This window comes from Roseomonas sp. AR75 (genome assembly GCF_005222815.1).
Taxonomy (GTDB): Bacteria; Pseudomonadota; Alphaproteobacteria; order Acetobacterales; family Acetobacteraceae; genus Falsiroseomonas.
On the sequence record NZ_STGB01000001.1, the window covers coordinates 89,085 to 101,583 of the forward strand.

A 12,499-nucleotide genomic window follows, 5' to 3' on the forward strand; every position below is an offset into this window, starting at 1 on the left:
CATCTAGCCGCGGTGTCGGCGCGGCGGCAGGGGGGCAAGATGAAGAACATGTTGCAGTTGCCGCGCGGCATCAGCGGGAGACGCGGGAACGGGCGCCGCCAGGCCGTCGCCCGGCGCGCCCGATCTAGGCGGGGACCATGAAATTCGCGGCGGCGGAGGCGCGGCCGATCAAGGCGGCGAGTGCCGGGTCCTCCTGCCCGCGTTCGGCGGTCAGCGCCTCGATCGGGCAGAAATACTCGTGCGGCTGGAGCACCTGCCCCCGCGCCACGGACTGATAGTGCCGCTGCTTCAGGCCATACAGCACCCGCACGTCGCGCACCGGCAGGACCAGTGGCTCGGTCGGTTCCTCCCGCAGCAGGCCGATCAGGTGCCAGCGCGGGGTCGGGTCGGTCGGTTCGGCGGGCTCCAACATCCACCGCAGCGGACAGACCACCAGCAGGGAGGAGGTGGAGGGGGCGAAGCGCGAGCGCTTGTCCTGCAGGTTCTGCACCGACCCGCAGGCCTCGATGCAGAGGATGTCCACATAGCGGTCGTCCGGGTCCGGACTGAAATGCAGCCAGAGCCCGTCGGGGATGGTGCGGAAGGCACTGCTGCCCGGGAGCTTGATGAAGGGCTGCCCGGGGAAGTTCGCGGCACCCGGACGGGCGCGCAGCCAGGTGCCGGCCTGGCGCTGGGAGCGCGTGGCGCCCGGTGGCTGCTGGGGCCACTGCCGGAGACGCCGCCGCACCTGGTCGTCGAGGGGGCGCGCCGTATGGGCCAGCAACTCATCACGCATGGGTTTAATCTTCCCTCTGGTTATCAACCATACGTAGAAGAAAACCAGGGACGCGCTCGCGCATCAAGAGGTTTGTTCGTGTCCCATTAAGATTTTACGCGCCGAGGTTGATTCCTTCGTCCGGGAATGCGCGCCAGGCCACAGAGCTGTGGACTCGTCCATTCCGGCAGGAGCGGACTCACCCTCTGGGATTCCTGGACATACACTCAATATGATTCAGATATTTGGGATGCGTCGCTGAACTTCGCTCTCAGGCGCATCCTGTTGCGTCTGCGGCGCCGTGCCGAATGCCGGGTGCGGACGGAAGACGAAAAAACCCCGTCCGCTTCCGCGGACGGGGTTGCGAAGGCGGGAACGCCGCCGCCTGGCGGCGGCGGCGGTGGATCAGCGGCGATCGAGCGGCACGTAGTCGCGCTGCGTCGGGCCGGTGTAGATCTGGCGCGGGCGGCCGATGCGCTGCGACGGATCCTCGATCATCTCCTTCCACTGGCTGACCCAGCCCACCGTGCGCGCCACCGCGAAGATCACGGTGAACATGCTGGTCGGGATGCCCATCGCCTTCAGGATGATGCCCGAGTAGAAATCCACGTTCGGATAGAGCTTGCGGGAGACGAAGTAGTCGTCTTCCAGCGCCACCTTCTCCAGCGCCATGGCTAGGTCAAGCAGCGGCTCGTCCTTGATGCCGAGCTCGCTCAGCACCTCATGGCAGCTTTCCTGCATGATCTTCGCGCGCGGGTCGAAGTTCTTGTAGACCCGGTGGCCGAAGCCCATCAGCTTCACGCCGGAGTTCTTGTCTTTCACCTTCTCGATGAAGGACGGGATGTTGTCCACATGCCCGATCTCGCCGAGCATCTTCAGCACGGCCTCGTTGGCGCCGCCATGCGCCGGGCCCCACAGCGCCGCGATGCCGGCCGCGATGCAGGCAAAGGGGTTGGCGCCGGTGGAGCCGGCGAGGCGCACGGTGGAGGTCGAGGCGTTCTGCTCGTGGTCGGCATGCAGGACCAGGATGCGGTCCATCGCCTTCGCCAGCACCGGGGACACCTGGTAGGGCTCGGCCGGGACGGCGTTCAGCATGTAGAGGAAGTTGGCCGCGTAATCGAGGTCGTTGCGCGGATACACGAAGGGCTGGCCGAGGGAATACTTGTAGGCCATCGCCGCGATGGTCGGCACCTTCGCGATCAGGCGGAAGGCGGCGATCTCGCGCTGGCGCTCGTCGCTCATGTCGATGTTGTCGTGATAGAAGGCGGCCAGTGCGCCCACCACGCCGCACATGATCGCCATGGGGTGCGCATCGCGGCGGAACCCGTCGTAGAAGCGGCGGATCTGCTCGTGCACCATCGTATGGTAGACGACGCCCTTGCGGAATTCCTTGAGCTGCGCCGGGCTCGGCAGGTCGCCGTTCATCAGCAGGTAGCAGATCTCGATGAAGTCGGAATGCTGCGCGAGCTGCTCGATCGGGTAGCCGCGATACAGCAGCACGCCCTCGTCGCCGTCGATGTAGGTGATCTGGCTTTCGCAGCTTGCCGTCTCGCCATAGCCGGGATCGAAAGTGAAGACGCCGAGATCGGCGTAGAGCTTGCGGATATCGACGACATCCGGCCCGATCGCGCCCTTCAGCACCGGCAGCTTCGTGCTTCGGTTTGTTCCGTCGAGCGTGAAGGTGACGGAGCCGTTCGGGGCTGTGGCCATGGTTTGCTTCCTCAAGGGCCGGAGCGTGTTTCGCCGGCGGCGCCGCGCCACGATCGCGATCGCGGCACCGTTATGGTGCGGCGCAATGTAGGGGTGGGCCCGTCCGCTTGGCAACGTGCCCCGGGTGCGCCCGGGCAAGCATATTGCCGTGCTCGGATCGGCGCGCCATTCAATCCCGGCGGCGCCAGGTCTCCGGCCGCGTGAAGCCGCCGGCCCAGAGCCCGCGCGCGGCGCGGCGTGCCGCTGCCTCCTTGGCGAGAAGGTCGGCGTCGTCGGCGCCGGCAAGCGCCCAGCCGGCGGTCACCAGGCCTTCGTTCAATTCCGCGCCGCCGGCGCTGCACAGGCCGAGGCCCCGGCCGAAGCGGTCACGACCGGCCACCAGGCAGACCACGGAGCGGCCGTTGACCAGGCGCGACAGCGCTTCCGCCGCGCCGGCGCCGCAATCGAAGCGGCGGCCGGTCTCATCGGCGCAGATCTCGCCGCGCTCCGGTGCGTCGAGGCCCGCCAGGCGCACCGTGCGATCGCCAAGGCGCAGCGTCTCCCCATCCACCACGCGCACTTCCGCGGCGAGCGCCGACCAGTCCTGCTCGCGCGGCGCGGAGCCCATCAGCGCGGGCGGCAGGCCGATGCCCGAAAGCAGGCCGCCCAGCACCACCACCCCCGCGACGAGGAAGGGCGTGCGCCAGCGGCGTGGCGAGGGGGCGGGGCGGAAGATGCGGCGTGGGCGTTGCACGGTACCGGCAATAAAACGCGATGGCCTACGCCTAACCCGAGCAGGGCGAGGCTTGCAAGCCCCAGTTCAACTTATACGACAAGTAAAGAACTTGGTCTTTACTATTGATTCCAGTAGATTCCGCCCACCAGCAACGCATCCCAGGCCTTCGCGGCCTGCTTGCGTGCCCGCCGCGCCTTCGCGAGCGACCACCCCTCCGCGACACCGGTCGCCCAGGCCAGTTTCCCGCCCCCATTGGCCGCCAGGCTGCTCATCAGGCCGTGCGCCACCACTGCGTCATTCGCCAGCCCGAAGGCGTCCTGCACCTTGGACAGCCGGGAGAGGAAGCGCCGCGCCTTCCTGCGCCCCCAGAGCGGCGCGAAGAGCTCCGCCGCATAGCGCATGCGCTTGGCCTCGATGCGGAGCGCATGGAACTCGGCATCAGGGAGTGCGGCGATCTCCGGTCCGGCGCGCTCCAGGCGCTTCCAGCGCTTGTCGAGAACGCCCGCGGCGAAGTCCGGCAGGTTCAGGTCGCGCCGGTCCGGCTCGGGCGCGGCGGTGTCGGCCCGCCATGGCCGGCTGACCGCGAGCGCCACGGCCGCCCAGGCGATCCGGCGCAGCGCGGCCCCGTCCAGCGCCGGCCTGAGGGCCGCATAGGCGGCTTCCCGCCGGTCCCGTCCGGCGCGCAGCAACGCGGCGATGCGCGGCTCCTCCGGCAGGGCGGCGGCGAGGTCGGCGCCAAGGCCACCGAGCCAGACATCCCAATCCCGCGCCGGGCCGAGCAACTGCGCCAGCGCCTTCAGCCCGGCATCGAAGTCCCGCAGGGCGGCGCCGTCGCAGGCCGGACGGAAGACCCGCAGCAGCGAGCGCAGCCGGCGCATCGCGACGCGCATCTGGTGGACGCCCTCCGGCGTGGTCCCGGCATGCGCGGCCGGGGCGTGCCAGAGCAGCACCTCCGTCAGGTGGCCAAGCGCCAGCACCAGCGCCTGCTCGACGTCCAGTGCCGGATCCAGCACGGGCGGCCCCAGCCGTCGCGGGCGCAGCGGCTCGGCGCGCATGAGCGCCCGCGCTTCCTCGGCCAGGGCGGCGCGGGGCGGCAACAGGGGCAGGCTCTCGGCAAGGGTCTGAACGGTTTCCAGCACCGCCTCGCGCGGGCCGGCGAAAGTGAGGCGGGCTGCCGGCCGTTCCTCGGTCACGCTGCGCAGGCGGCCCTTCAGCAGCGTCGCCTCCACGCCGTTGCCCAGCGCGAAGGCGGTGACCGTGCCGGCGAAGCCCGCGATGGGCAGCAGCGCTGCTTCGCCCGCTTCGTCCGGCATCTCCCCGGCGGCCAGGCTGCGGACGAGCGGGGCTGGCGTGCCGGGCAGCCAGGTCGCGTCGGCCTCGGGGATCACCTGCAGCAGGCGGCGCGCCCCCCGGCGCGGCTGTTCCAGCGCCAGGCCGCGCGCGGCAAGGTCGCCATCGGCGGTATCGAGCCAGGTGAGGCCGATCGGCCGTCCGCGGCCCCGGCCCTGCCGGCGGTCCGCCAGCGCGCCCTTGCGGGACAGCGTCTCCGCCGCTGCCGGGGGCAGGCTGGCCTCGATGGTGAGGGTTCCTTCCGGCGAGGCCGCGGCGGGCGGTTCTTCGCTCAGCTTGCCGCCTCCGTCGAATCGCCAGCCTCGGCGGCCGGCAGGTCCGCCGGAGCCAGGATGCGCACCAGCCTGGCGCCGCCCGCTTCCAGCAGGCGCCAGGACAGGGCGATGCTGAACTCGGTCAGCGTTGCGGTGGGGTAGGCGAGGGCGAGGCGCGCGGCCATCGGGCCACCGCTGGCCATGCCGGCCGGCCCGACCAGCGCCATGGCGAGCTCGTGCAGCCCGGGATTGTGGCCGACCAGCAGCACGCTCCGCGCGGTGTCGCGCACGCCGCGCAGCGTCTCCAGCAGGGTCTGCCAGGGCGCGAGGTAGAGCGCGTCCATCGGCTCGATCAGCGGCGGGCCGTCGAGCGGTCCGATCGCTTCCAGCGTCTGCAGGGTGCGCCGCGCCGAGGACACCAGCACGACATCCGGCGCGAGGCCGAGCTCGCGCATGGCGTCGGCCATCGCGGCGGCGTTGCGGCGGCCGCGGGCGTTGATCGGCCGTGCGTGGTCCGGCAGGCGCGGATCGTCCCAGGAGGACTTGGCGTGCCGCAGCAGCAGCAATTGTCGCATGGGCCGGCATCCTAAGCACGGTCGCGCGCCGCTGTCTGCCTCGGCGGGGTTTGCGTCGCGCGCAACGCCCCCATCTGCCGCCGGCCGGAACGGGAAGGGGTCGCATGGCGGGACGGGTGCTGGTGTTCGGGGCGACGGGCGGGATCGGCGCGGCGCTGTCGCGGCGGCTGGCGGCGCGCGGGGCGGAGCCCATGCTGGTGGCGCGGGATGCCGGCCGGCTGCGGGCGCTGGGAGAGGCGATCGGCGCCCCCTGGCAGGCGGCGGATGTGACCGATGCGGCGGCGCTGCGCGCGGTGGCGGCGGCGGCCGGCGCGCCCCTGGCGGGGCTAGCCTTCTGCGTCGGCTCCATCCTGCTCAAGCCGCTGGCGCGGCTCGCCGAGGCGGATTTCGCCGAAACCTTCCGGCTGAACGCGCTGGCCCCGGCGATGGCGGTGCAGGCCGCGCTGCCGGCGCTGACGGCGGGGAAGGCCAGCGTGGTGCTGTTCTCCTCGGTCGCCGCGCGGCGGGGCTTCGCCAACCACGCCGCCATCGGCGCGGCCAAGGCGGCGGTGGAGGGGCTCGCGGTCTCCCTGGCGGCGGAACTGGCGCCGCAGATCCGCGTGAACGTCGTCGCGCCGAGCCTGACGAAAACGCAACTCGCCGAGCCCTTGACCCGCAGCCCGCAGATGGCCGAGGCCATCGCGAAGCAGCATCCCCTGCAGCGCCTGGGCGAGGCGGAGGATGCGGCGTCCCTGGCCGATTTCCTGCTCTCCGACGCGGCGGGCTGGATCACCGGGCAGGTCATCGGGGTCGATGGCGGGCGCGGGGCGCTCGCCGGGAAAGGGTGATCGCATGCTGCCACGCCGTCCGCTGCTCGGGCTTGCGCTACTGCCGCTGCTGGGCGGGGCCGCGCGGGCGGCGCCTGCGAACCTGGCCTTCAAGGTGATCCGCGAGGGGAAGGAGGTCGGCACGCATCGCGTGACCTTCCGCGAGGAAGGCGGGTTGCTGCGTGCCCGCAGCGAGGTGCGCATCACCGTGACGCTCGCCGGCTTCACCGTGTTCCGCTACGCGCACGAGACCGAGGAGGCCTGGCAGGGCGAGCGGCTGGTCGGGCTGGCTAGCCGGCTCGAGAAGAACGGCCGGCAGAGCGGCTGCGAGGTGCGCGCCGAGGGCGACGGGCTGCGGCTGCGCGGCACGGCCGGCAACTTCCTGCTTCCGGCGCAGGCGGCGCCGCTGACCTGGTGGCGCGCGGCGAATTTCACCCCCGGCGTGCCGCTGTTCGACCCTCGCGAGGGACGGCCCGTGGAGCCGCGGCTGGAGCGCCGGCCCGAGGCAGGCGGGCAGCGCGTGACGCTGGTCGGCGGCGAGGGCGCGGTGATCGTCTATGACGCGCGCGCCACCTGGGTGGGCTTCGAGACCACCGGCGAGGATGGCAGCGCGATCCGGTATGCGCGGGGGTAGCGCGCGCGGCGCGCCGCGCGAGGCCGCCGGGCCGAACCTTCGCGTGGTGCTCGGCGACCAGTGCTCGGACACGCTGAGCGCGCTGGACGGGCTCGGTCCGGACGACGTCGTGCTGATGGCGGAGGTGCGCGCAGAGTGCACCTATGTGCGCCACCACAAGCAGAAGATCGCGCTCGTCCTCTCCGCCATGCGCCACTTCGCCGCCAGGCTGCGCCAGCGCGGCGTGACGGTGGACTACGTGACGCTCGACGACCCCGCCAACACCCACACGCTCGCCGGCGAGGTGGCGCGGGCGGCTGGGCGCCATCGTGCGGCGTGCATCCTCTGCACCCATCCCGGCGAATGGCGCGTGCTGCAGGACATGCGCGGCTGGGGCGAGGCGACGGGACTGCCGGTGGAGATCCGCGAGGATAGGCGCTTCGTCTGCACGCTCGACCGGTTCCGCGCCTGGGCCGGCACGCGCAAGCAACTCCGGATGGAGTTCTTCTATCGCGAGATGCGGCGCGCTACCGGGCTGCTGATGGAGGCGCCGGACCAGCCCGTGGGCGGGCAGTGGAACTTCGACCAGGACAACCGAGAGCGCCTGGCCAAGGGCGTCGTGCCGCCTGCGCCCCTGCGCTTCCCGCCCGACGCGGAGACGCAGGCGGTGATGGCGCTGGTCGCGCGCGAATTCCCTGACCATTTCGGCACGCTCGATGCCTTCGGCTGGCCGGTGACGGCGGAGGATGCGGCTGCGGCGCTCGAGGATTTCGTCGCGCACCGGCTGCCGGATTTCGGCACCTACCAGGACGCCATGGCGGAAGGCGAGCCGACGCTGTTCCACGCGCTGATCGCCGCGGCGCTGAATGTCGGCATCCTCGATCCGCGCGACGCCTGCGCGGCGGCGGAACGCGCCTGGCGTGCCGGCGAAGCACCGCTGAACGCCGTGGAGGGATTCATCCGCCAGATCCTCGGCTGGCGGGAATATGTCCGCGGCGTGTACTGGCTGCGCATGCCGGAATACCGCGCGACGAACGCGCTGGAGGCGCGGCGACGGTTGCCCTGGTTCTACTGGTCGGGCGAGACGGAAATGGCCTGCCTGCGCGCGGCGATCACCCAGACCCGCGACCTGGCCTATGCGCACCACATCCAGCGGCTGATGGTCACCGGCAATTTCGCGCTGCTCGCCGGGCTCGATCCGGCCGAGGTGAACGAGTGGTACATGGTGGTCTATGCCGATGCATACGAATGGGTGGAACTGCCCAATACCCATGGCATGGCGCTTCATGCCGATGGCGGGGTGATGGCGTCGAAGCCCTATGCGGCGTCCGGCGCCTACATCAACCGCATGTCAGACCATTGCCGCGGCTGCGCCTTCGACGTGAAGGCCGCGACCGGTGCGCGCGCCTGCCCGTTCAACTTCCTCTACTGGGATTTCGTCGCGCGCCATGCGGAGCGTCTCGGGAAGAATCCCCGCATGGCGATGCCGCTGCGCACGCTGGCACGGATGGACCCGCAGAAGGTCCGGGCCATGCGCGACCAGGCGCGGTCGTTTCTCGACGCGCTTGAGACGGGCGCCGCGCCAGCGGGGCAGGGGCGGTTGTTGTAGGGGAAGGAGCCCTCTCCCCCATAAGCGGGGGAGAGGGCGGTGCCGGGGCGCTTCGCGGCCTCTTGAACTCAGCCCCGCGCGCGCCGCTGCTCGGGATGCAGCGCGGCGCCCAGGATATGCGTGCTTTTCCCGATCACATGCGCCGCGCCGCCGACGATCAGCGGATCGGGCGCATGCACCACATGCTCGTCCTTGCCGGGATAGGGCAGGGTGCTGAGGAAGTGGCGCATCGCTTCCAGCCGCGCGCGGCGCTTGTCGTTGGACTTCACGATGGCCCAGGGCGCGTCGGCGGTGTCGGTGTAGAAGAACATCGCCTCCTTCGCCTCGGTGTAGTCGTCCCACTTGTCGAGGCTCGCCTTGTCGATCGGCGAGAGCTTCCACTGCTTCAACGGGTCGGTCTCCCGCGCCTCGAACCGGCGATGCTGCTCGTCGCGGGTCACGCTGAACCAGAACTTGAACAGGCGGATGCCGGAGCGGACGAGCATGCGCTCGAGATCCGGCGCCTGGCGCATGAATTCCAGGTAGTCGGCCGGGGTGCAGAAGCCCATCACGCGCTCCACGCCGGCGCGGTTGTACCAGGAGCGGTCGAAGAAGACCATTTCGCCGGCGGCCGGCAGATGTTCGATATAGCGCTGGAAATACCACTGCGTGCGCTCGCGCTCGCTCGGTTTCTCCAGGGCCACGACGCGGGCGCCGCGCGGGTTCAGGTGCTCCATGAAGCGCTTGATGGTGCCGCCCTTGCCGGCGGCGTCGCGACCCTCGAACAGGATCACCACGCGCTCGCCGGCGTTCTTCACCCAGGCCTGCGCCTTCAGCAGCTCGACCTGAAGCGGCGTGACGCGCTGCAGGTAGTCCTTTTCGGTCAGCCGCGTGGCATAGGGATACTCGCCGGTCTCGAAGCTGCGGCGCACCGTTTCCGGGTCGTGGCGCATGGCGGCGGCGCGGGTCGCGCGGTGCAACTCTGCCGCGGCGCCGCCGATGCTGCGCGCGCCTTGCGGCGCGCTGTCCGGCGCGGCCGCGGCGTCCGGCGGACGGGCGATGTCATCTTGCATGCACATGCTCCTCGGTCCTGGCGTTGCGGCCAGACTGCACGCACACGCCCTCAGCCGGACTGATTTATGTCAATCGCGTGACGGAATTTGCGCCTGGACGGCTCACGCCCAGCTCGGCAGGTCGATCCAGGCGAGATGCCCACCCTTGCCGGCCCCGCAATCGAGAAACACGCAGCGCCCGCCGAGAATGCCTTCCGTCACCAGCGGCCTTCCGTCCGTGGAGCGGCGATCATGGCCGCAGACCACCAGCATGTCGCGGGGGATGCGGTCCACCCAGTCATGCAACCGCTCCGGCGAGCCATCCGCGCGTAGGCGACCCGTGACCTGCCCATAGATCGCGCGCGTGACCAGGCCTCCGGCGCGTTCGGCGCCGGCCTCGGGTGGCGGCGCGGCGTGCAGCATGCCCGGATGGAACCCGCCATGCACGAAGACCCGGCCACCATCGCGGATCCAGGCGGGTGCGCGGGCGATCTCGGTGATGGCCCGCTGTTTCAGGTCGGCGCCGTCCGGCGCGGCATCGAGCTGAGCCAGCGTGCGGCCGAGACCTTCGGCCTGCATCCGCACCGGGGCGCCGGTCAGCGCGCGGCGCAGCTTGTGGTCGTGGTTGCCCAGCAGGAACAGCCCGCGCCCCTGGTCGATCAGGGCAAAGATCTGGCGCAGCACGCCGGGGCTGTCCGGCCCATGGTCGGTCAGGTCGCCGAGTTGCAGGACGAACATGTCCTCCGCCATCGCGCCTTCGACCGCGGCGCGGAAGGCTTCGGATTCGCCGTGCACGTCGGCGATCACCCGAAGTCCGGCGAAGCCGCGCCAGAGATGGCCGGGTTCGGTGCTCACGCGGCCGCCACCGCGCCATCCGGACGCATCGCGGCGAGCGCGGCGAGGGCGCGCGCGCGGCCTTCCCCGGCATCCACGATCGGGCGCGGATAGGCCTGGCCGAGCCGGACGCCGGCTGCCGCGAGGATCCCTTCCGGCGCTTCCCAGGGGCGATGGATGAAGGCGGCGGGCAGCTTCGCGAGTTCCGGCACCCAGCGCCGGACATAGGTACCGTCCGGATCGAACTTCTCGCCCTGCAGCACCGGGTTGAAGACGCGGAAATAGGGTGCGGCATCCGTGCCGCAGCCTGCCACCCACTGCCAGGAGGCGCTGTTGGAGGCGAGGTCGGCGTCCAGCAGCGTGTCCCAGAACCAAGCCGCGCCGTCGCGCCAGGGCTGCAGGAGATGCTTCACCAGCAGGCTGGCCGTGACCATGCGTACGCGGTTGTGCATCCAGCCGCTGCGCCAGAGCTGGCGCATGCCGGCATCCACGATGGGGTAGCCGGTACGGCCGCGCTGCCAGGCTGCCAGCAGCCGCGCATCCGGCTCCCACGGGAAGTTCTCGTATGTGGGCCGCAGGCAGCGCTCCGGCATCTCCGGCCGATGCCACAGCAGATGATAGGCGAATTCGCGCCAGAGGATCTCCTTCAGGAAGGTCTCGACGCCGCTGCCCTTCGCGCCAGCCCGTGCCGCATGCCAGACCTGACGGGGCGACACTTCGCCCCAGCGCAGATGCGGTGACAGGCCGGAGGAGCCTTCGATCCCCGGCTGGTTGCGCGTCTCGTCGTAGCCGGCCAGCGCGCCCGCGGCGAAACGGGCGAGACGGGCCTGCGCCCCGGCCTCTCCCGGCTGCCAGTGCTGCGCGAATCCTGCGGCCCAATCGGGCTCGCCGGGCACGGGGTAGAGGCCGATCCTGTCGAGGCTCTCGCCGCCCGCGGGCTGTTCCAGGCCGGGAATGCGGGGCGGCGCGGGCAGCGGGGCACCGGGCTCGCCGGCGGCCAGCATCGCCTTGGCGAAGGGCGTATAGACCGCATAGGGCTTGCCGCTGCCGGAGGCGAAGCCATGCGGCTCCCGCAGCAGTACGGTGGTGTGAAGCTGCAGGGTGCGGCCGGCATCGGCGAGCGCCTCATGCACCCGGCGGGACTGCGCGCGGGCCCAGGGTTCGACGCCACGTCCGGCATGGATGGCAAGGGCGCCGGTGGCGTCCGCCAGAGCGGGCAGGATGGTTTCCGCCCGGCCCTTGGCCAGCAGCAGCGGCGCGCCGCGCGCAGCGAGGCTGCCGGCCAGCGCCGCCAGGCTCTGCTTCAGCCACCAGCGGGAGGCGGCGCCGTACCGGTGCTCGCCCGCCGCTTCGTCATCCAGCACGAAGACCGGCAGCACCTTCCCGCCCGGCTCCAGGGCGGCGGCGAGGGCGGCATGGTCGGCAAGCCGGAGGTCGTGGCGGAACCAGATCAGGACAGGGGTGGTCATGCTCTTCATGTAGGTCGGCCGCCGCGCTGCGCGAGCGCGAAACGTCCAAGCCGCAGAACCATTCCCCGGTGCCGGCGTTCTCAGCGCGTTCGGACGGCCCTGAAACGACAGGTGCAGCCGGCTCAACCCAACGAGAAAGGACGATCGAGATGACCTCCATCAAGAGGCGCGGCTTCCTCGCCTTCGGTTCGCTGGCCGCGACCGCCTTCGCCGCCCCGGGCGCCCTGCGTGCGCAGAACCAGGGCGCGCTCCGCACCATTGCCGACACGCTGGCGGGCGACACGCGGTTCACCCGCTTCCTCGACCTGGTCACGCGAGTCAGCGCCGTGGAGGGTTTCCGCCAGGCGGCGCCGATGACCCTGTTCGCGCCGGTGGACCAGGCCTTCGCGGGCGCGCCGGCCGGCCTGCTGCAGGATCTCCTGGGCGTGGGCGGTTCGGGCCAGAACCAGGGCGATGCCGAGCGGCAGCGCGTGATGGCGCTGATCAACAACCACGTCGTCGCGGGTGCCTTCGCACCTGAGCAGATCGCTGGCGCCGACCGCCGCATCCAGACGTTGAATGGCGGCGACCTGCAGATCTCCGGCCAGCCCGGCAACATGACGATCCGCAATCCGGCCCCGGGCCAGCAGCTCGGCGCCTTCGGCGCGGCGGGCATGCAGGTTTCGGCGCCGGCGCAGGTGCTCGGCAGCCCGGTGCTCGCGAGCAACGGCGTGATCTATCCGATCAGCCAGATCATCTGGCCGTGATGGGTGGCGGGGCGCGCCCAGGCGCGCCCCGCT

Annotated in this window: 12 protein-coding genes; 4 read left to right on the forward strand and 8 right to left on the reverse strand. The window is 71.2% G+C overall.

All coding sequences use genetic code 11. The features are described 5' to 3' along the window. Positions 1-124 precede the first annotated feature (124 nt). The 5 genes from E4T13_RS00395 to E4T13_RS00415 form a co-directional block, all read right to left on the reverse strand. Positions 125-775: a hypothetical protein gene (locus E4T13_RS00395; RefSeq protein WP_137176288.1), complete on the reverse strand. Its 651-nt coding sequence runs from the start codon at positions 773-775 to the stop codon at positions 125-127. A 384-nt stretch (positions 776-1,159) separates the two neighbouring features. Next, positions 1,160-2,464, reverse strand: coding sequence for a citrate synthase (gltA, locus tag E4T13_RS00400; RefSeq protein ID WP_137176289.1), 1,305 nt, complete (start codon positions 2,462-2,464; stop codon positions 1,160-1,162). A gap of 169 nt (positions 2,465-2,633) precedes the next feature. Beyond that, a complete protein-coding gene (locus tag E4T13_RS00405) occupies positions 2,634-3,197 on the reverse strand; it encodes a thermonuclease family protein (RefSeq protein WP_137176290.1) in 564 nt (187 codons plus the stop codon). Positions 3,198-3,298: 101 nt separating this feature from the next. Beyond that, positions 3,299-4,567 carry a CHAD domain-containing protein gene (locus E4T13_RS00410; RefSeq protein ID WP_137176291.1) on the reverse strand — a complete coding sequence of 423 codons (1,269 nt, stop codon included), beginning with the start codon at positions 4,565-4,567 and terminating at the stop codon, positions 3,299-3,301. Between the two features lie 233 nt (positions 4,568-4,800). Further along, complete coding sequence (locus tag E4T13_RS00415; protein ID WP_137176292.1) at positions 4,801-5,358, reverse strand: histidine phosphatase family protein; 558 nt, start codon at positions 5,356-5,358, stop codon at positions 4,801-4,803. A gap of 104 nt (positions 5,359-5,462) precedes the next feature. Here E4T13_RS00415 and E4T13_RS00420 point away from each other — a divergent pair, with 104 nt between their 5' ends. From E4T13_RS00420 to E4T13_RS00430, 3 genes are read left to right on the forward strand one after another with little or no spacing between them, the layout of a single operon-like run. Next, positions 5,463-6,185 (forward strand): SDR family NAD(P)-dependent oxidoreductase, encoded by a 723-nt coding sequence (locus E4T13_RS00420; protein WP_137176293.1) that lies wholly within the window; start codon positions 5,463-5,465, stop codon positions 6,183-6,185. A 4-nt stretch (positions 6,186-6,189) separates the two neighbouring features. Further along, a complete protein-coding gene (locus E4T13_RS00425) occupies positions 6,190-6,798 on the forward strand; it encodes a DUF6134 family protein (RefSeq protein WP_137176294.1) in 609 nt (202 codons plus the stop codon). Further along, entirely contained in the window at positions 6,785-8,386 is a 1,602-nt protein-coding gene (locus E4T13_RS00430; RefSeq protein WP_137176295.1) for a cryptochrome/photolyase family protein, read from the forward strand. The genes E4T13_RS00425 and E4T13_RS00430 overlap by 14 nt, the downstream gene beginning before the upstream one ends. Before the next feature lie 68 nt (positions 8,387-8,454). Here the strand turns inward: E4T13_RS00430 and ppk2 are convergent, their stop codons facing one another. The 3 genes from ppk2 to E4T13_RS00445 form a co-directional block, all read right to left on the reverse strand. Next, complete coding sequence (ppk2, locus tag E4T13_RS00435; protein ID WP_137176296.1) at positions 8,455-9,438, reverse strand: polyphosphate kinase 2; 984 nt, start codon at positions 9,436-9,438, stop codon at positions 8,455-8,457. A gap of 102 nt (positions 9,439-9,540) precedes the next feature. Next, entirely contained in the window at positions 9,541-10,272 is a 732-nt protein-coding gene (locus E4T13_RS00440) for a metallophosphoesterase (protein ID WP_137176297.1), read from the reverse strand. Beyond that, the gene (locus E4T13_RS00445) at positions 10,269-11,720 is read right to left on the reverse strand and encodes a deoxyribodipyrimidine photo-lyase (RefSeq protein ID WP_137176298.1); all 1,452 of its coding nucleotides are present in this window, start codon (positions 11,718-11,720) and stop codon (positions 10,269-10,271) included. Before E4T13_RS00445 ends, E4T13_RS00440 begins: the two co-directional genes overlap by 4 nt. A gap of 149 nt (positions 11,721-11,869) precedes the next feature. On the opposite strand from E4T13_RS00445, the gene E4T13_RS00450 reads away from it, so the two are divergent. Then, on the forward strand, positions 11,870-12,466 hold the full coding sequence (locus E4T13_RS00450) for a fasciclin domain-containing protein (RefSeq protein ID WP_137176299.1): 597 nt from the start codon (positions 11,870-11,872) through the stop codon (positions 12,464-12,466). Positions 12,467-12,499 lie beyond the last annotated feature (33 nt).